This is a genomic window from Acinetobacter sp. RG5, assembly GCF_031844265.1.
Classification (GTDB): domain Bacteria; phylum Pseudomonadota; class Gammaproteobacteria; order Pseudomonadales; family Moraxellaceae; genus Acinetobacter.
Genome location: NZ_JAUZUV010000001.1, coordinates 195,699 through 214,941, shown reverse-complemented (window position 1 = coordinate 214,941; position 19,243 = coordinate 195,699). Strand labels below are relative to the sequence as shown.

Genomic DNA, 19,243 nt, shown 5'->3' with positions numbered 1-19,243 from the left:
AGGATCCTTCTCGTTGTTATGCCGTGGTCTTGATCCAAGCCGGGCTTTGTTTGTTCAAAAATGCATTCAGTCCATTTTTCGCCTCATCTCCCTGGCGAATATGGGCAATATGCTGTGCGGTTTTAAGCAGTAAATCTTCGGTCAATACCTGTTGGTCAACCAGTTGAATCAACTGTTTGGATGCGCTCTGTGCAGCAGGTCCACCAAGTAAAAGTGCTTCCACAATTTCATCAATTTTGCTGTCGAGCTGTTCCGGTGTGGTGACTTCATGTGCCAGTCCAATGCTTTTGGCCTGTTCAGCAGAAATGCGCTCTGCGGTCAGGAAATAACGCGATGCCTGACGTGCACCAATCGCACGAATTACATACGGGCTGATGGTCGAAGGTGCCAAGCCTAAACGTACTTCCGACGTCGCAAACTTGGCATCTGTACTGGCGATGCAAATATCACAGGCCGAAGCCAAACCCATGCCGCCGCCAAAAGCAATACCATGTACCCGGGCAATGGTCGGCTGTTTCAAGGTTGCCAGACTTTGCAGCATTTTTGCCAGTTTGAGCGCATCCGCTTCGTTATCTGCTTGAGAAGCCTGACCGGCCTGTTTCATCCAGTTCAGGTCAGCACCGGCCGAGAAGCTTTTGCCACGACCCGCCAGAATCACCACGCGCACATCATCACGGCTATTTAAAGACTGGAAGCAGGCATGCAATTCTTCAATGACTTGAGTATTAAAGGCATTGTGCAGTTCGGCACGATTAATCCAGACTGTCGCGACCTGATTCTGCTGTTCGAGCTGTAAAAATTGATAATCCATTTTTGATACCTCTTACATACGGAACACGCCGAATTTGGTTGGCTGGATAGGTGCATTTAGGGCTGCAGCCAGACTCAAGGCTAGTACTTCACGCGATTGCGCTGGATCAATCACACCGTCATCCCATAACCGCGAAGACGCATAATAAGGATGGCCTTGACGTTCGTACTGGTCACGAATCGGCTGTTTAAACTGGTCTTCTTCTTCTACTGACCAGCTACCACCTTTCTGTTCAATCTGGTCACGTTTTAAGGTTGACAAAACGCTGGAGGCCTGTTCACCGCCCATCACTGAAATACGCGAGTTTGGCCAGGTCCACATAAAGCGTGGCGAATAAGCACGACCACACATACCATAGTTGCCGGCACCAAAAGAACCGCCAATCACTAGAGTCAACTTAGGTACATTGGCATTAGCGACGGCCATCACCAGCTTGGCACCATTTTTGGCAATGCCTTCATTTTCATACTGGCGACCGACCATAAAGCCGGTAATGTTTTGCAGAAAAATCAGTGGAATATTGCGCTGGGTACACAGTTCAATAAAATGTGCGCCTTTTTGGGCAGACTCGGAAAATAGAATGCCATTATTGGCAATTATCCCGACCGGCATGCCATAGAGCTTGGCAAAACCGGTCACCAGGGTAGTGCCGAAACGTGCCTTGAACTCGTCAAAACGTGAACCGTCGACAATACGGGCTATCACTTCACGGATATCAAAAGGCTTACGCGCGTCACTCGGCACAATGCCGTACAGTTCCGAACTGTCAAATAGCGGCGCTTCGATTTCATCTGCGGTCTTGTTTGGCTTTTTGTTCAGGTTGGCCACGATGTTGCGGGCAATCGCAAGTGCATGTTCATCGTTTTCAGCCAGATGATCAGCCACGCCAGACAAACGGGTATGCACATCACCACCACCGAGATCCTCACTAGACACCACTTCACCAGTAGCTGCCTTAACCAGAGGAGGGCCGCCGAGGAAGATCGTGCCCTGATTGCGGACAATAATGGTTTCATCCGACATGGCGGGAACATAAGCACCGCCTGCAGTACAGCTACCCATCACCACTGCAATCTGGGCGATACCTTGGCTCGACATACGTGCCTGATTGTAGAAAATACGGCCGAAGTGATCGCGGTCTGGAAATACTTCATCCTGTAAAGGCAAATATGCACCGCCTGAATCCACCAGATAAATACAAGTCAGATGGTTCTGTTCGGCAATTTCCTGGGCACGTAAATGCTTTTTCACTGTTAATGGATAATAAGTACCGCCTTTCACCGTAGCATCATTGGCGATGATCATGCAGGTCACACCGTTGACCTGACCAACACCAGCGACCACACCTGCGGCAGGCACATCATCCTGATAAACCTGATAGGCAGCCAGCTGACCAATTTCCAGAAAAGCGGTTCCTGGATCAATCAGGTGATTAATCCGTTCACGTGGTAACAGCTTGCCGCGATCTAAATGTTTTTGGCGGGCAGTTTCGCCGCCACCGAGGGCAATCTTTTCAACTTTCTGTTTCAGGTCATCCACCAGTTGCAGCATGGCAGTCTGGTTGGTTTTAAACTCTTCACTACGTATATTGATTTTGCTCGATAACTGATTCATGACGAACATCCTTGTTTTATTCTAAGTGTTAAGATTTAGGCTGTTTCGTTGAAAAGTTCACGGCCAATCAGCATGCGGCGGATTTCTGAAGTACCGGCGCCAATTTCATACAGTTTGGCATCACGCCATAAACGGCCGGCAGCAAATTCGTTGATATAACCGTTACCACCTAAAGTCTGAATGGTTTCTCCTGCCATCCAGGTCGCTTTTTCAGCAGCATATAAAATGGCACTGGCAGCATCTTTACGCAGGCTACGGCTATGCTCAGCTTTGTCACATTCAGCACCGACCGCATAAACCAGTGCCTTACAGGCTAGCCAGGTCGAATACATGTCGGCAATTTTGCCTTGCATTAACTGGAATTCGCCCAGCGCCTGACCAAACTGTTTACGGTCATGAATATATGGAATCACGGTATCCATACAGGCATCCATAATCCCCAGTGGGCCAGCGCTCAATACAGCACGTTCATAGTCCAGACCACTCATCAAGACCTTGGTGCCATTACCGACGCCGCCCATGACGTTTTCTTTCGGAACTTCAACATTGTCAAAAAACAGCGGATAAGTGTTTGAACCACGCATGCCGAGTTTGTCCAAATGGGTGCCGTGGCTAAAACCTGGCATATTTTTCTCAACCAGAAAGGCGGTCATGCCTTTGGCACCGGCTTGCAAATCGGTTTTTGCATAGACCACCAGGACATCGGCATCGCCACCATTGGTGATCCACATTTTTGAACCATTCAACAGGTAGTGATCGCCTTTGTCTTCTGCTTTCAGTTTCATGCTCACCACATCCGAGCCTGCATTCGGTTCAGACATTGCCAAGGCACCGACATATTCACCTGAAATCAGTTTAGGCAGATAACGCTGTTTCTGTTCTTCAGTACCATTTCGCTTAATTTGGTTTACACATAGGTTAGAATGTGCGCCATAGGACAGCCCAATGGATGCAGAAGCACGGGAAATTTCCTGCATGGCAATGATGTGCGCCAGATAACCAAAATTTGAACCGCCATATTCCTCACTGACTGTCAGCCCGAGCAGGCCCATCTCGCCAAATTTTTTCCAAAGGTGAGCAGGGAACTCGTTGTCACGGTCAACCTGTTGAGCAATCGGGGTAATTTCTTTGGCGCAAAATGCGGCCACTGAATCACGAAGCGCTATTAGAGTTTCATCCAAACCGAAATCCAAGCTTTGTAAATTCATTCTTCATCCATCCTGAGGTTATATTTGTTGTGTCCAAAAAAGCATTGTTGTTGTGCTTGTGGTTTTAACATACAACGAAAAAATAAAAAAGTGAATATATATTCACAAAATGATTTACAATTCATTTTATCTTGTTGAGATTAATTTTATGAGTTATAAAAGATCATCATTGATGCAGGAACGAATGGAACAAAATCGCCTGTCGATTTTGGAATCTGCTCGTGAACTGATTATTCAAGGGGGCTTGAAGGAGGCATCGATTCAGGCGATTGCAGAACGCGCAGGCGTTTCTACAGGGCTGGTCTATCGATATTTCGAAAGCAAAAGCCAGATTTTAATTGAGGTTTTGTCGGCCGCGATTCAGCATGAAGTCGGAATTCTGAACCATATTGCCGAGTCAGATTTATCGCCAAAACTGAAATTGCAAAAATCTGTTACAACTTTTGTCAAGCGTGCCATGAATAGCCCCCAATTGGCGTATTCACTGATGTTCGAACCGGTTGATCCGGAAATGGAACATGAGCGTTTTCGCAGTAAGCAGCTGCTTAAGCAGAGCATTAAGGAAATTCTGGCCGAAGGAAAGGTCAATGGAGAATTCGAATTTGAAGATTTGAATACGGCAGCATTAGGTGTGGTTGGTGCCATGACCTTTGTCGTGATTGAACCTTTAAATCCGTCCCGAAATGTCATGTTTGATCAGAAGTATAAGGATCACTTTGTCAAACAGATTGCCGATTTTTGTGTCAACGCAGTACGTGGGCAGGAGGAAAATTTACAAGCATAAACACACAAAAAACCGGTACACAGACAAGGTCGTCGTGGTCATAAAACAATTAGTAAAGTTGAAAATCAGAATTACAAAGAATCAAGGAGATCGATTCAATGACACAAGTACGGTTAAGCTATGCCTATGGAACCAGCAGCCAGCCTTTATTGGGCATGACGATTGGTGAAAAATTTGATCAGGCTTGCGAGCAGTATGCAGAACGTGATGCGGTAGTGAGTTTGCATCAGAACATACGCCTCAGTTACCGGCAGCTACAGGATCAGGTCAATGCCTTTGCCTGTCAGCTGCTGAAACTAGGTATGCAAAAAGGTGACCGTCTGGCAATCTGGTCGCCGAACTGTGTGGAATGGACCATTACCCAGTTTGCGGCCTTCAAGGCAGGCATTATTCTGGTGAACCTGAATCCGGCCTATAAAAGCAATGAGCTTGAATATGTGCTAAACAAGGTCTCCTGTAAGGGACTGGTGATTGCAGCGCAGTTTAAGACGACGGACTATCAGGAAATTCTGACTAAAATTGCACCGGAATTGCAGGAAACCGAGGATAAATTCCTTAATGCAGAGCGTCTGCCGCATTTAAAACATGTAATTAAAATTGATGACCAGCAGCATACCGGCATCCACCGGTTTCAGGATTTGCTGAGCTCGCCTAGTGCACAAGAGCTGGATCAACTGCAACAGATCTCCAGTGAATTGCAGTTCGATGAAACGATTAATATCCAGTTTACCTCGGGTACTACGGGCAATCCGAAAGGCACCATGCTGACCCATAATAATATTTTAAATAATGGTTATTTTGTCGGTGAAGCCATTCATTTAGGGCCAGAAGACCGTGTCTGTATTTCAGTGCCTTTATTTCACTGCTTTGGTATGGTCATGGGCAATCTGGCCTGTATTACGCATGGTTCCGCCATGATTTATCCGTCTGCCGTGTTTAATCCATTAGAAACCTTAAAAGCCATTCAGCAGGAAAGATGTACCGCGGCTTATGGTGTGCCGACTATGTTTATTGCGGTGCTGGAACATGAACAGTTTGACGAGTTTGATCTGTCCAGTCTGCGTACCGGGATTATGGCGGGTAGTCCATGTCCGCAGGAAATTATGCAGCGCGTGATTGAACGGATGCATATGTCTGAAATCACGATTTGTTATGGCATGACTGAAACCGCACCCGTCAGTGCACAAAGCTCAACGGCAGACAGTGTCGAGCAACGTGTCAGTACGGTTGGCCGGGTACATCCGCATCTGGAAGTTAAAATTGTCGATGAAAATGGCAAGGTGGTTCCACGCGGCCAATTGGGTGAGCTGTGTGTACGTGGTTATTCAGTGATGCTCGGTTATTGGGAAGATCAGGATAAAACCCAGGAAGTGATTGATGCGGCGCGCTGGATGCATACCGGTGATATCGCTGAAATGGATGATGAAGGCTTTGTCAAAATCAAGGGCCGAATCAAGGACGTGGTGATTCGTGGCGGAGAAAACCTGTTCCCGAAAGAAATTGAAGATTTCCTTTATACCCATCCGGCTGTTTCAGATGTACAGGTGATTGGGGTGCCAGACCATAAATATGGTGAGGAACTTTGTGCCTGCATCATCCTGCATGAAAATGATCCTTGTACTGAAGAAACCATCCGTCAGTATTGTAAGGAGCATATTTCTCACAATAAAGTGCCGCGCTATGTGCGTTTCTTCCAGGAATTTCCAATGACGGCTTCAGGGAAGGCGCAGAAGTTCAAATTGCGTGAATTTATGCGTGAAGAGCTGAACTTGAAAGAGATTGCTTAAATTGTATTGATGCGATTCTTAAATGGGGCAAAGCAGTATTTAATGCATGCATTGCCTCCATTTGTATAACGGTTTCGATATCAATGTTTAGGCTTTTCTTACTTTTGATGGGCCAAAAGTAAGCAAAATCCCTTTATTTTGCTGAAGGGACTTCCATGTCCCTCAGCAAAATGGCGACATCCATGTCGCCGGGTCTATGATCAAATTTCAATAAAACAGTAAATAAGATCAAGCTACAAGATTTAAATATTCAATCTATCTAAATACCCGCCTGAGTTTTAGATTCGTGCATAGATTTAGAGTAAAAATATGGCAAAAAACTTTCACAGTGAAGTCGTGGTCGCCAGTTATGACGATCATATCCGTAAACTGATTCCCGGTTATGAACTGGTGCATCAGCAGATTGAAGCAATTCTCAGCACTGAACTCCCAGAAACCGCACATATATTAATAGTGGGTTGCGGAACAGGTTATGAATTGTCGTATTTATTAGAGCAACATCCAGACTGGACCTTTACTGCAATTGATCCATCAGCAGCCATGCTGAAACAGGCTAGTAAAAATCTGAATTCTATAGATCGACAAAGGGTGCAATTCATCCAAAGCACGATTCAAGATTTGAATCAGCCGGATACTTTCGATGCCGCATTGGCCATTCTGGTGGCTCATTTCATTCCAAATTCCGAAAAAAACGGATTTTTTCAGGCTATCCATCAGTGTCTTAAAACCAACGGTCTTGCATTGACCTATGACCTGATGCAACCCGAAGATCAGCAAGACATCAAAATTATGCAGAAGCTGGCACAGCAGACAGGGTTAAGCATGGTGCAAAGTAGCAAGATGATTGAACGCTTGGAGCAGGATTTTCACTTGTTATCTGCGCAAAATTTTACAGCACTTTTAACCAAAGTCGGATTTAAACAGTGCAAAATTTATTGTCAAATCATGAATTATCATGGCTTTTTGCTCAGAAAATAAAGATCAAAGAACTTTTTGCAAATTCTAAAGTTTAAGAGAATATTCAGGGAAGTATTAAAACAATGTCGGCATATTACAGTTTTATTCAGCGCGAACAGCATGCAGATGGCAGTACTACGGCTTATTACCGTTCTAATATTCATGCACAAGGTGCGTGGAATCCACATGAGCAGCACATGGCGCCAGCCACCGGTATTCTATGCGTCGAACTGGAACAGTTTCAGCCACGTGCTGACATGCGTATTGGTCGGGTCGGGCTGGATATTTTTGGCCTGATAGCCTTTGGTGAATTTTCGATTACCACACGCATGATCCGTCCGGGTAAAACCATTGAACTGGTTGAAGCTGAAATGTGTGCCAATGGTAAAACCTGTATCGTGGCACGCGCGTGGAGAATGCTAACTTCAAATACCACGGCCATTGCTGGAGTGGAAGATTTTCCGATCGAAAGTCCAGAATATTTACCGGTTTGGGAGGGTATGCGCTGCTGGCCGGGCGGTTATATCCAGAGTATTGAAACCCGGGCACATGCTGACCATCGTGCAGGCAAGGGCATTGTCTGGCTAAGAAATTCGCTGGACATGGTAGAAGGTCAACCGACGACAGACTTTAGTCGTTTGCTCGGTATGGTCGATACGGCCAATGGCATTGTGCCACGTCAGGACCCGAATTCCGGTTGGGGATTTCCGAATCTGGACCTGCAGATTCATATGCACCGTCTGCCGCAGGGTAAATGGCTGGGACTGGAAGTGGTGCAGCAATATGGTGAAGATGGTATCGGTCTGACTAGCGGGATTCTGCATGATGTTCATGGACCTTTTGGCCGAAGTGAACAGATTCTGACCCTGCGAAAGTTCTAAAGCCTATTCAAAAACATCAAGGCCAATTGCCTCAATCTGTATTTATTGGCATGCTGTGCGCAATGAGTCAGGAACAGCACAAGATGCGGATCAGTATGATTGGGGCAGGGCGAGTGGCATATCATCTTGCCCGTGTATTTTCAGCACAACATGAGATCGTACAGATCTACAGTCGAACCCTAGAAAAATCACAGCAACTGGCTGAGCAATTCAACGCTCAGGCCATCGCTCGACCTGAACAGCTGAGTCATGAGGTGGATCTGGTCATTATCGCGGTCAGTGATCAGTCGATTGCCAGCGTCATTGAACGGATTCATCCGCATTTGCAGCAGAACCTGATCGTACATACCTCTGGCAGTACCCATCTCGATTTACTGAAAAATGTGCATGTGCGTGCAGGCGTATTTTATCCTTTACAGACCTTTAGTCTGGAACGCCAGATTGATTGGCAGCAGACGCCACTATTTATTGAGGCGGTGAATGAACAGGACCAAATCCTGTTATTAGAACTGGCAAATAGCCTAAGCAATCGTGTTTATACTTATAGTTCTAGTCAACGTCTCAGTTTGCATCTTGCAGCGGTATTTGCCTGTAACTTTGCCAATTATTGTTATGATATGGCCAAGCAGGTAGTGGATGCACAACAGGTCGATTTCAGTTTGTTGTATCCCTTGATGCTGGAAACTGCCAATAAAGCCACGCAGAATGATCCCAAAAAAATGCAGACCGGCCCAGCGATGCGTGGTGATCAGAATATTTTGAATATGCATCAGCAGATGTTATCCAATATGCAGCGAGAAGATTTGAAAAATGTCTATCAGTTGTTGAGCCAGCAGATTCTCACGCGTCATCAGAAATGAAGAAGCGAATGATTCACCTACGGAGCAGGGTTCAAAGGCAAATTTTTCCCATAAAAAAGCGCTGAATAATCAGCGCTTTTTTGAGTCTTAGATTAAGAAATTTTCTTGAAGATAAAATCATTAATCTTGTGACCGGCTTCGATGCCGCGACGTTCAAACTTGGTTTGCGGACGCCATTCCGGACGAGGGTAGCTGTTGCCTTTGCCCGCCAGATTTTCCAGTCGTGGACGTTCTTCCAATACTTCAATCATCCATTCCGCATACGGTTCCCAGTCCGTTGCAGCATGGAAAGTTCCGCCAAGTTCTAGCTTTTGCTCCACCAGTGGCATACGGTCATGCGAAACAAAACGGCGTTTAAAATGACGCTTTTTCTGCCATGGATCCGGGAAATACAATTGCACAGTATTGATACTATTGTCTGGCATTTCACGTAATACCTGAATTGCATCAGCATCCAGCACACGTAAGTTCGTTAGGCCTTCAACACCTGCTTCATACACGCACTGCGCAATTCCAGGTACATGGACCTCAATCCCGACAAAGTTTCGCTCAGGATTGGCTTTGGCCATCAATACCAGTGAACGGCCCATACCAAAACCGATTTCTACAGTCAAAGGACGTTCAGGATGTTCAAAGTGCTCACGCAAATCACCGACTGGATATTCCAAAATTAAGTGACCATATTGTTCAAGCGCAGTACGTTGAGAGGTGTTTAGCGGCATTGAGCGGCGCATAAACGTCACGATTTCACGGTGCTCGCTTAAGTTTTCCAGCTCCACGACTTGCTGGTCTAATTGATCGTTCGACATAACTTTGGCAAATCTAAAAATTCAGAATGCGGTATTTTAAGTCCTGAGCCGAGCAAGTCAAACTTTTCTCGGTATTTCTCCATAAAAATTGGCGAGATCTTCCAGATAAAATAAAAGAGCCAATTGAGGCTCTTTTATTAATCACCGTTCATCAGCTACTAAACCGGTCAATCAGTGTACTGCTGGCTTCATTTAAACCGATCACTGTTACGTCTATATTTTGGGCTTTAAATTTCTGGATCACATTATTCAACATGTTCACTGAGGTCACATCCCAGATATGCGCGTGGGTTAAATCGAGTTCGACATGCTCAAGCTTTTCCTTAAAATCAAAGAACTGATAGAATTTTTCTGTACTGCTGAAGAATATCTGTCCGGAAATAATATAGCTACGTGAATTGACCGTATTTAAATACGTATAGACATGTATAGTTCTTTCCAGTTTATTAATAAAGAACAGGGCAGAGAGCAATACGCCGACAAATACACCAAGCGCCAGATTATGAGTGGCAAGCACGACAATAATCACGGCAATCATCACGGTATTAAATTCTGGCGGATGTTTGCTGAATTGCTTGATTGCTCCCCATTGAAAGGTGGTAAATGCCACCATAATCATGATCGCAACCAGCGCTGCCATTGGGATATAAGCCAGCCAGTCTTTCAAAAAAACCACGAGACACAGCAGAAACACGCCAGCGACCAGAGTCGATAAACGGGTACGTGCCCCTGAAGACACATTGATAATTGACTGGCCGATCATGGCACAACCGGCCATCCCACCCATAAAGCCGCTGACAATATTGGCCATCCCCTGACCACGACATTCCTGATGACGGTCACCTTCAGTTCCGGTCACTTCATCAATGACCGTAGTGGTCATCATGCTTTCTAGCAAACCGACAGTCGCCAAGGTAAAGGAATAAGGCAGGATAATTTGCAAGGTTTCCAGATTGAGTGGAATTTCTGGAATCAGGAATACCGGCAAAGTATCCGGGAATTGTCCCAGATCGCTCACGGTACGCATATCTGCACCCAACAACAGCGCCAGTCCGCTTAAAACTATAATACAGATCAAAGGTGAGGGAATGGCTTTACCGATTTTAGGGATATACGGACACAGATAAATAATTGCCAGACCAATCGCAATAAACAGATAACCAGTGCTATCCATCCGGTTAATTTCCGGAATTTGTGCCACGAATATCAGGATCGCTAACGCATTTAAAAATCCATAGACCACAGCCTGCGATACAAAGCGCATTAATTTAGCGACTTTAAAATAGCCGGCAATGACCTGAATGATGCCGGTCAGAATTGTGGCAGCCAGCAGATACTGCAGACCATGTTCTTTTACCAAGGTAATCATCAAAAGCGCCATTGCGCCTGTAGCCGCAGAGATCATGGCAGGACGGCCGCCAAAAAAGGCAATCGAGACCGCAATACAGAAAGAGGCATATAAACCGACTTGCGGATCGACACCGGCAATAGCAGAGAAGGCAATTGATTCAGGAATCAGGGCAAGTCCTACCACCAGACCTGCCAGTACATCTGTGCGGATATTGGAAAACCATTCTTCTTTTTTCAGGCTAATCACGAAATATCATCTATATTTGGAAAACCTGTGTATGTTAAACAGATAGAGATAAAAATCTACACAAGATTGACTTGCAAAAGCCCGGAATATCCTGAATATTGAATGAGTAACTGTCTTGAGATCACAGTTACGCTTTTTTGCAATTTACAGGTTTGATCACTTGAAAGTTTGTCAGAAGCGATTTAAAACATTGAGAAGTGTATAACAAGGATCAGAAATGAAGCTTTACTATTCACCAGGTGCCTGCTCACTGGCAGCACATATTATTTTAAATGAAATTAATGTCGATTTTGATTTGGAACGTGTTGATTTAAAAACACATAAAACAGAAAAAGGTACGGATTATTACGAAGTTAATCCTAAAGGTTATGTACCAGCGTTAGAAATTAACCCTGGTCTGATCCTGACAGAAAATGTGGCGATTCTACCGTTTCTTGCTCAACACGATCCAAAACAAGATCTGATTCCGCCATCGGGCATGGGACGTGCCAAGGTACTTGAATGGCTAGGTTATCTGAACTCTGAACTACATGATGCCTATGCGGTGTTCTTCGGTGGCAAGTTATCCGACGATGAAAAGAAAAAAGCCTATGCAGAGGTTGATCGTCTATTGAGTTATATCGATAAAGCGATTGGTGAATCGGACAATGATTATCTGGTGGATGATAACTTTGGCCCTGCGGATGCCTATCTATTTGTCTTGACCAACTGGTCGAACCAGATTGAGCATGATTTGAGTCCATATAAAAATATTATTCATATCCGTAATAAAGTGGCAGAACGTCAGTCTGTACAGATTGCTATGCGTGATGAAGGTCTGATTCCTTAACTAAAAACAAAAATAAAGGACTCAATTGAGTCCTTTATTTTTGTTCATGAAAATTTATTTAAAGAAATAGCCGGTTTCCGGTGAGCTGGCATTGGCCATACGCTTACGCGGCATACGGCCTGCAAGAAAAGCTTCTCGGCCTGCTTCAACGGCTTTTTTCATCGCAGATGCCATTAATACCGGATTTTGTGCAGCTGCAATCGCTGTATTCATGAGTACACCATCACAACCCAGTTCCATCGCAATCGCGGCATCACTCGCTGTACCGACACCGGCATCGACTAGGACAGGAACTTTGGCATTTTCCTTGATGATTGACAGGGTATGTGGATTCAGAATGCCCAGACCAGAACCAATCAGGCTACCCAATGGCATAATCGCAACACAGCCCATGCTTTCCAGCTCTTGCGCCACGATCGGATCATCCGAGGTATAAACCATGATCTCAAAGCCATCGTCAATCAAGGTGCGCGCAGCTTTCAGTGTTTCGGTTACGTTTGGATAAAGTGTCTTTTCATCACCCAAAACTTCAAGTTTGACCAGATTGTGGCCATCGAGCAACTCACGCGCCAGCATACAGGTGCGGACGGCACTATTGGCATCGAAGCAACCTGCGGTATTCGGCAAAATGGTATATTTTTCCGGAGGAATGACTGACAGCAGGTTCGGCTGGTCAGGATCTTGGCCAATATTGACACGGCGAATAGCGACAGTGACAATCTCTGCACCACTGGTTTCAATGGCCTGCTGAGTTTCATTTAAATCTTTGTATTTGCCTGTGCCTACCAAAAGGCGTGACTGGAATTGGCGTGAACCAATCTGTAATAAATCTTGCATAATTGTCCCGAGTATTAGCCGCCACCGACCGCGTGAATAATTTCTATTTTGTCTGTATCGCAAATTGGCGTATCGCCCAATCTGCTTTTAGGAATAATCATTTCATTGACTTCAACTGCAAAACGCTTACCCTCAAGCGCCATACTCTGAATCAGTTCCAGCAGATTCTTGCAGTGAGTTTCCTGTTGTTCGCCATTGATGTAAATCATCATTCTAGCAACCCTCCATGATTAAGTGTTGTTCAAACTTATCTGGCGTATTTTAAAGCATTCCAGGCCAGAATTAACCATCCGGCAATCATTAAAGCCCCGCCGATGGGCGTAATAGCACCTAAACCGCGGGGTAATCCTAAGGCCATGATATACAGTGAGCCAGAAAACAGTAAAATGCCGACCTGAATCAGACCGAAGCTCCATTGAATGGGCAATGCAGGAATGACTTTCGCCAGTAAAGAAAGAATCAGTAGTCCTAAGGCATGATAGAAAAAATAATCCGTTGCTGTTTGCCACCAGCCGAGCTGTGCTTCAGTCGCCCGCGCTTTTAAACCATGTGCACCAAAAGCACCGAGCATGACTGCAAGTGCCAAATTAAGTGCTGAAATCGCAATCCACATTTGAATTGATCTTCCTGATAAAGTTTGCGCTCAACCTTAGCATAAATTCAAAATGCGGACATAAAAAAGCCTTCATCAAAGAAGGCTTTTTCGAGGTAAATCAGTAACAGAATTTGGTGTTAATTGGATGACATCGCCACTTTAATTTTTTCCATGGCATTTTTTTCCAGCTGACGAATACGTTCCGCAGAAACATTATATTCGGCTGCAAGCTCATGCAGGGTCGATTTCTCGTCATCTAGCCAGCGACGCTGCAAGATATTACGTGAACGATCATCTAGCTGATCCATGGCTTCATGCAGGGCAGAGGTGCTTTGCTCCTCATAATCTTCATTTTCAATCAGACGAGCCGGGTCATAACGATTATCTTTAAGATATAACGCTGGTGCCACATGGGTGGAACCTTCATCATCGTCATCGCTTGATGCATCAAAAGCCGCATCATACGCCGTCAGACGGCCTTCCATTTCCAGTACTTGTTCTGGTGTGACATTTAAATCATTGGCAATCGACTGTGCTTCTGCGAGCGTCAACTTTTTCGATGATTTCTTCAGGCTGCGCAGATTAAAGAACAGTTTACGTTGCGCTTTAGTGGTGGCGATTTTCACAATACGCCAGTTACGGATCACATATTCGTGAATTTCCGCCTTGATCCAGTGCACGGCAAATGACACCAGACGTACGCCCATATTCGGGTCAAAACGTTTTACAGCTTTCATCAGGCCCAGGTTGCCTTCCTGAATCAGGTCGCCTTGTGGCAAACCATAACCTGCATAACTACGCGCAATATGTACTACAAAACGCAAATGCGACATGACCAGCATTTTCGCTGCATCTAAATCTTGGTCATAATAATAGCGTTCAGCCAACTCTTTTTCTTGTTCGGCCGTTAAAATCGGAATCTGATTGACAGTGCTGATATAAGCACCGAGGTTGACACCTGGCGCCGATAATGACAGGGGCATTAACTGATTGCGGCTGTCACTCATGTGTTCTCCTTGAAGTGCGGGATAACCCTAAACTAGGTTTTATCTTAATCCAATCTCTTCGCAAATAATGGATATTTGGGTAGAGAAATGTAAAAAAGTATACGAAAGTGAAGATCAACAGTTTAATTGAAAATTTTTAAGATTCAATTAAGTAGTGAAACTCTGTATCAGAAATTTTTTTAAATTCAAGCTTGAGCTGATGCAGCTGACAATAGCGGCTGACATCTGTCTGGCTATGCGGATCAGATGATTTCAGCAGGAATGTTTTCTGATTTCCGGCCTTTAGTGCGCGCTTTAACATTAATAGCGGCATCGGGCACGGTTTTCCCATAGCGTCTATAAGGCTGAATTGCGCTGGATATTCGGACATTGCGGTTTTATTTAGATAGCAGAAAAGGCTATAAATAGTAGCAAATATGATGCCAGAACCAAACTGGTTTCAGAAAAAGAAGATCTAAATGACTTTATAAAGTCTTTTGACAATTTTCATGAAAAAAATAACTAAATCAAACAGAACATGCTAAAAAAAATCTATTAATTGTGATAAACCCATGTTAAGCTCATTGCGTATTTGGGACTTTGAATAAACAAAGTGATTGTTTTTCACCCTATTACATAAATGGATGTAACCGGGATTTTGTTGATAGTTTTACAGAATGATTACAAGCTTAAAAATAATATTTTCAAACTTGTTTGCTCTGCTGTTTGCAACACCGGGTGGTCCTTCTTTTAGTTTCAATGAGGATTAACTTATGACAGCTGCTCGCGAACAAGGCGTAGTTAAGTGGTTTAACGATACTAAAGGCTTCGGCTTTATTCAACGTAATGGCGGCGATGACGTATTCGTTCATTTCCGTGCTATCCAAGGTGACGGTCACCGTTCACTTCGTGACGGCCAACGTGTTGAATTCAGTGTTGTTAAAGGCCAAAAAGGCTTTCAAGCTGAAGAAGTTCAACCATTAGACTAATCTTCGGATTAAGCTAAAAAGAAAACGCTCCAATATAACTTGGGGCGTTTTTTGTTTATACTATCCCTATCTTAGTGATTACCCAATTAGAGCACCGCTTTATGTCATCTGGTTTTGAAACCTTAAATTTACATCCCAATCTAAAAAAAGCGATTGATGCTTTAGGCTTTACCACCATGACGCCTATCCAGCAGAAGGTTTTGAAATTCACGCTGGCAGGACATGATGCCATTGGCCGTGCACAGACAGGTACAGGCAAAACTGCGGCCTTTTTAATTAGTATCATGAATGATCTGTTAGATAATCCGATTCAGGAACAACGCTATCGTGGTGAGCCACGTGCGCTGATTTTGGCACCGACCCGTGAACTGGCGTTACAGATCGAAAGCGATGCACAGGATCTGGCGAAATATGCTGGTCTCAATGTGGTGACCTTGCTGGGTGGTGTGGATTTTGACAAGCAAAAGAACCAGCTTAATAAAGCGCCTGTCGATATTATGGTGGCTACACCGGGTCGTTTGATCGATTTTGTAGAACAAAAAGAAGTCTGGCTGGATCAGATTGAATTTTTGGTCATTGATGAAGCCGACCGCTTACTAGATATGGGCTTTATTCCTTCAGTAAAGCGCATTGTGCGTTTCTCGCCGCGTAAAGAACAACGTCAGACTTTAATGTTCTCTGCAACTTTCAGCTACGATGTGCTGAATCTTGCACAACAATGGTTATTTGAACCGGTCACAGTTGAAATTGAACCGGAAAAGAAAACCAATGCCGATGTCGAGCAGCGGGTTTATATGGTCGCCAAGGCGGACAAATATAAATTGTTGCAAGAAATCCTGCGTGATGAGCCGATTGAAAAAGTCATGATTTTTGCCAACCGTCGTGATCAGGTGCGCAAACTTTATGATCATTTAAAACGTGATGGTTATAAGGTGGTGATGTTGTCGGGCGAAATTGCTCAGGACAAACGCCTGAAAATGCTGGACCAGTTCAAAAATGGTAAACATAACATCATGATTGCAACAGATGTTGCAGGTCGTGGCATTCATGTTGATGGTGTATCGCATGTAGTGAACTTCACCTTGCCGGAACAGTCGGATGATTATGTGCATCGTATTGGCCGTACCGGTCGTGCGGGAACCAGTGGTGTGAGTATCAGTTTCCTTGCAGAAGATGATGCGTTCTATCTGCCAGAAATTGAAAAAGCCATTGGGCAAAAATTGCCTTTGACCCGCCTGGAAGGTTACTGCTAATCCAGACCATAGAAAAACCGCTCTTGAAGAGCGGTTTTTTATTGCGCTGTGGTTTAAGGCTTATTTGGCCTGACAGCGAAATGTAAGCACCGTCTGATAATCATCATTCTGGTTTAAACCGGTATTGGTACCTGCGATATTCCCGAGAACGGTAGCCGCTGCCTGAATCATCTGACCTGTTTGTTCATCGACCACGCCTTTTAAAGCGCCGTTATAAGCTGTCTTTTCATCCACAATAATTGGGGTTGATCGAGAGCCACAGGCTTTATTGGCCGCAGTAATCGCGTTGTTTTTCGAGGTCAGTTGATTTTTACCTAATCCGGTCACTTCGTACTGGTTATTTTCCTTTTGCACTGCCAATGCAGTCGGGTTTGATGCACATGCAGTAAGCAGTAATGCGGAAATAGCTAATCCGCTGAAAGCGATTGTTTTTTTCATCATGAAATCTCGAATAAATAGGATGCTGAATATTTCAACACAGCAAGCAGCGCAGATTTTGTAGCTGTTGTATAGGTTTGGCAATTTTTGGTATAGCTCTATGTGACTTAGGTGAAAAATAGAGCAGTACAGGATTGAAAAACCAAGCAAGTTTATTTTCAAGTAGTGATGAGCGTGCTGAATCGCTATGAAGTTTCTAGCGTATTTTTCTTTGAATATGCTAATCTTGAGTATGGTTTTTAAGTGTAGATATACAAGGCAATGACGGAATCTGCGATTGACATCGTTCATCAAAATATTCACCAACGGCAATCGATTGGTCATCTGCTGGCACCGGCACCGAATGCAGAACAACTGGAAAAAGCCTTTCAGGCGGCATTAACTGCACCCGATCATCATCGACTCAAGCCTACCACATTTGTTGTGATTCCTGATGACCAACGTGAAGCCTTTGGAGAATTGCTGTCGCAGGCGCTCATCGATTTGGGTGAAACTGAAACAGCGCAGATTGAGCGGGTCAAGAATCATCCATTTCGTGCGCCTTTACTGGTACTTGCCTTAACGCGTTTGCAGGATCATCCTAAAGTTCCGCATTTTGAACAAATTCTCAGTTCAGGTGCAGCGATTCAGAATTTTCTATTGTCACTTCAGGTTCAGGGTTTCTCGACCATGTGGCGTAGTGGGGCTGTAGTCGAGTCTAGCCTGTTTAAGCAGGCATTGGGAATTTCAAAAGACGATCTGGTCTCAGGTATTATTTATATTGGCACTGCCGCAAAAGCAATTCCAGCACGCGCAGAGATTCGAACCGGTGATTTTGTAAGTTACTGGAACCAGAACAGCTAGTTGGCACGGTATAACAGGATATTAAAAAATAAGATGTCAGAATTAAATTTTTCAAAACTGGTAGAACCGGTTGCAGTTGATCATAAGACAGCTTTAAGAGTAACGGTATTGGGTGGGGGCAGCTTTGGTACTGCAATGGCCAATACTGCAGTGCGTAATGGTTGCAATACCATGATCTGGATTCGTGATGAAGCAGTTGCGGCAGATATTAATGCCACCCATATCAATAAACGCTATTTGCCAGATTTTAAGTTAGAAGAAAATCTGCTAGCGGTGTCAGATCTGGAACAGGCTGTGCGTGATCGCGATATTATTTTAGTCGCTATTCCGAGTCATTCCTTTCGGGATGTCTTGCAGCAAATCAAACCTTTTATTACGTCGCAAGCCGTGATCTCGCTGACCAAGGGTATTGAAGCCAAAACCTTTAGTTTCATGAGCGATATTATTCGTGAAGTGTTGCCTGAAGTGCCTTATGGTGTGTTATCAGGACCGAATCTGGCCAAAGAAATTGTGGCAGGACAGCCAGCAGGAACCGTGATTGCCAGCCAGTCCGAGCTGGTGCGTTATGCCGTACAACAAGCCTTACATAGTGCCTTGTTCCGCGTATTCGCCAGTGATGATGTGAATGGGGTAGAACTCGGGGGCGCATTAAAAAATATCTATGCTGTCGCGATGGGCATGGCTGCTGCGTATAACGTGGGTGAAAATACCAAGAGTATGATCCTGACCCGTGCTTTGGCCGAAATGAGCCGTTTTGCAGTAAAACTCGGTGCTAATCCGCTGACTTTCCTTGGGCTTTCAGGTGTGGGTGATTTGTTCGCTACCTGTAGCAGCCCTCTTAGCCGTAATTATCAGGTGGGTTATGCGCTTGGTAAAGGTAAAACCTTGGAGCAGGCAACGACTGAGTTGGGGCAAACGGCAGAAGGGATTAATACCATTGTACAGGTCAAGGCACGTTCGGAAGAGCTCGATGTGTATATGCCGATTACCTCGGCCTTGTATGATGTGATTTTTGAAGGTGCGCCGCCACTCAATATTGCATTGTCATTGATGAAAAACGGTCATCGCAGTGATGTTGAATTTGTCTTGCCACATCATCAAGTCTGATCTATAACACAGGGACTGTCTGCGAATTGTCATATTCGCTGCTTATCATGCAGGCAAA

Annotated in this window: 21 protein-coding genes; 10 read left to right on the top strand and 11 right to left on the bottom strand. The window is 44.7% G+C overall.

Translation table 11 applies throughout. From position 1 onward, the window contains the following. Nucleotides 1-16: 16 nt before the first annotated feature. From Q9R21_RS01070 to Q9R21_RS01060, 3 genes are read right to left on the bottom strand one after another with little or no spacing between them, the layout of a single operon-like run. Nucleotides 17-811, bottom strand: coding sequence for an enoyl-CoA hydratase/isomerase family protein (locus Q9R21_RS01070; protein ID WP_311203536.1), 795 nt, complete (start codon nucleotides 809-811; stop codon nucleotides 17-19). A gap of 12 nt (nucleotides 812-823) precedes the next feature. Next, a complete protein-coding gene (locus tag Q9R21_RS01065) occupies nucleotides 824-2,425 on the bottom strand; it encodes a carboxyl transferase domain-containing protein (protein ID WP_311203535.1) in 1,602 nt (533 codons plus the stop codon). A gap of 35 nt (nucleotides 2,426-2,460) precedes the next feature. Further along, nucleotides 2,461-3,633 (bottom strand): isovaleryl-CoA dehydrogenase, encoded by a 1,173-nt coding sequence (locus Q9R21_RS01060; protein WP_004646592.1) that lies wholly within the window; start codon nucleotides 3,631-3,633, stop codon nucleotides 2,461-2,463. A 148-nt stretch (nucleotides 3,634-3,781) separates the two neighbouring features. Between Q9R21_RS01060 and Q9R21_RS01055 the strand changes: the two genes are divergently transcribed. The 5 genes from Q9R21_RS01055 (at nucleotide 3,782) to Q9R21_RS01035 (ending at nucleotide 8,902) form a co-directional block, all read left to right on the top strand. Beyond that, nucleotides 3,782-4,417, top strand: a complete 636-nt coding sequence (locus tag Q9R21_RS01055) for a TetR/AcrR family transcriptional regulator (protein WP_005251442.1) — start codon at nucleotides 3,782-3,784, stop codon at nucleotides 4,415-4,417. Nucleotides 4,418-4,515: 98 nt separating this feature from the next. Next, entirely contained in the window at nucleotides 4,516-6,204 is a 1,689-nt protein-coding gene (locus Q9R21_RS01050; RefSeq protein ID WP_311203534.1) for an AMP-binding protein, read from the top strand. A 309-nt stretch (nucleotides 6,205-6,513) separates the two neighbouring features. Beyond that, nucleotides 6,514-7,182, top strand: coding sequence for a class I SAM-dependent methyltransferase (locus tag Q9R21_RS01045; RefSeq protein WP_086044877.1), 669 nt, complete (start codon nucleotides 6,514-6,516; stop codon nucleotides 7,180-7,182). Between the two features lie 62 nt (nucleotides 7,183-7,244). After that, nucleotides 7,245-8,042: a thioesterase family protein gene (locus tag Q9R21_RS01040; protein ID WP_004280113.1), complete on the top strand. Its 798-nt coding sequence runs from the start codon at nucleotides 7,245-7,247 to the stop codon at nucleotides 8,040-8,042. A gap of 83 nt (nucleotides 8,043-8,125) precedes the next feature. Beyond that, the gene (locus Q9R21_RS01035) at nucleotides 8,126-8,902 is read left to right on the top strand and encodes a Rossmann-like and DUF2520 domain-containing protein (protein ID WP_404976553.1); all 777 of its coding nucleotides are present in this window, start codon (nucleotides 8,126-8,128) and stop codon (nucleotides 8,900-8,902) included. Between the two features lie 92 nt (nucleotides 8,903-8,994). On the opposite strand, the gene trmB is transcribed toward Q9R21_RS01035, so the two are convergent. Both trmB and Q9R21_RS01025 read right to left on the bottom strand, forming a co-directional pair. Further along, nucleotides 8,995-9,711 carry a tRNA (guanosine(46)-N7)-methyltransferase TrmB gene (gene trmB, locus Q9R21_RS01030; protein ID WP_005104490.1) on the bottom strand — a complete coding sequence of 239 codons (717 nt, stop codon included), beginning with the start codon at nucleotides 9,709-9,711 and terminating at the stop codon, nucleotides 8,995-8,997. Between the two features lie 151 nt (nucleotides 9,712-9,862). After that, a complete protein-coding gene (locus Q9R21_RS01025) occupies nucleotides 9,863-11,308 on the bottom strand; it encodes a SulP family inorganic anion transporter (RefSeq protein WP_311203533.1) in 1,446 nt (481 codons plus the stop codon). Between the two features lie 217 nt (nucleotides 11,309-11,525). Between Q9R21_RS01025 and Q9R21_RS01020 the strand changes: the two genes are divergently transcribed. Next, complete coding sequence (locus tag Q9R21_RS01020) at nucleotides 11,526-12,137, top strand: glutathione binding-like protein (RefSeq protein WP_004646600.1); 612 nt, start codon at nucleotides 11,526-11,528, stop codon at nucleotides 12,135-12,137. A gap of 54 nt (nucleotides 12,138-12,191) precedes the next feature. Here Q9R21_RS01020 and Q9R21_RS01015 read toward each other — a convergent pair whose 3' ends face one another. The 5 genes from Q9R21_RS01015 to Q9R21_RS00995 form a co-directional block, all read right to left on the bottom strand. Beyond that, a complete protein-coding gene (locus tag Q9R21_RS01015) occupies nucleotides 12,192-12,974 on the bottom strand; it encodes a thiazole synthase (protein ID WP_004646601.1) in 783 nt (260 codons plus the stop codon). Between the two features lie 14 nt (nucleotides 12,975-12,988). After that, on the bottom strand, nucleotides 12,989-13,186 hold the full coding sequence (gene thiS, locus Q9R21_RS01010) for a sulfur carrier protein ThiS (protein ID WP_004280105.1): 198 nt from the start codon (nucleotides 13,184-13,186) through the stop codon (nucleotides 12,989-12,991). Nucleotides 13,187-13,221: 35 nt separating this feature from the next. Then, the gene (locus Q9R21_RS01005; protein WP_004280103.1) at nucleotides 13,222-13,587 is read right to left on the bottom strand and encodes a DUF423 domain-containing protein; all 366 of its coding nucleotides are present in this window, start codon (nucleotides 13,585-13,587) and stop codon (nucleotides 13,222-13,224) included. Nucleotides 13,588-13,706: 119 nt separating this feature from the next. Further along, the gene (gene rpoH, locus Q9R21_RS01000; RefSeq protein ID WP_311203532.1) at nucleotides 13,707-14,576 is read right to left on the bottom strand and encodes an RNA polymerase sigma factor RpoH; all 870 of its coding nucleotides are present in this window, start codon (nucleotides 14,574-14,576) and stop codon (nucleotides 13,707-13,709) included. 136 nt (nucleotides 14,577-14,712) lie between these two features. Continuing rightward, complete coding sequence (locus Q9R21_RS00995; RefSeq protein ID WP_004280100.1) at nucleotides 14,713-14,946, bottom strand: sulfurtransferase TusA family protein; 234 nt, start codon at nucleotides 14,944-14,946, stop codon at nucleotides 14,713-14,715. Nucleotides 14,947-15,328: 382 nt separating this feature from the next. Here Q9R21_RS00995 and Q9R21_RS00990 point away from each other — a divergent pair, with 382 nt between their 5' ends. Both Q9R21_RS00990 and rhlB read left to right on the top strand, forming a co-directional pair. Next, nucleotides 15,329-15,544, top strand: a complete 216-nt coding sequence (locus tag Q9R21_RS00990) for a cold-shock protein (protein WP_004280099.1) — start codon at nucleotides 15,329-15,331, stop codon at nucleotides 15,542-15,544. A gap of 101 nt (nucleotides 15,545-15,645) precedes the next feature. Continuing rightward, complete coding sequence (rhlB, locus tag Q9R21_RS00985) at nucleotides 15,646-16,797, top strand: ATP-dependent RNA helicase RhlB (RefSeq protein ID WP_219309661.1); 1,152 nt, start codon at nucleotides 15,646-15,648, stop codon at nucleotides 16,795-16,797. A gap of 60 nt (nucleotides 16,798-16,857) precedes the next feature. On the opposite strand, the gene Q9R21_RS00980 is transcribed toward rhlB, so the two are convergent. Beyond that, nucleotides 16,858-17,238, bottom strand: a complete 381-nt coding sequence (locus Q9R21_RS00980) for a hypothetical protein (RefSeq protein ID WP_004646604.1) — start codon at nucleotides 17,236-17,238, stop codon at nucleotides 16,858-16,860. A gap of 258 nt (nucleotides 17,239-17,496) precedes the next feature. On the opposite strand from Q9R21_RS00980, the gene Q9R21_RS00975 reads away from it, so the two are divergent. Together Q9R21_RS00975 and Q9R21_RS00970 are read left to right on the top strand one after the other, a co-directional pair. After that, nucleotides 17,497-18,078 (top strand): nitroreductase family protein, encoded by a 582-nt coding sequence (locus Q9R21_RS00975; RefSeq protein ID WP_311203531.1) that lies wholly within the window; start codon nucleotides 17,497-17,499, stop codon nucleotides 18,076-18,078. Between the two features lie 33 nt (nucleotides 18,079-18,111). Continuing rightward, complete coding sequence (locus tag Q9R21_RS00970) at nucleotides 18,112-19,185, top strand: NAD(P)H-dependent glycerol-3-phosphate dehydrogenase (RefSeq protein ID WP_311203530.1); 1,074 nt, start codon at nucleotides 18,112-18,114, stop codon at nucleotides 19,183-19,185. Nucleotides 19,186-19,243 lie beyond the last annotated feature (58 nt).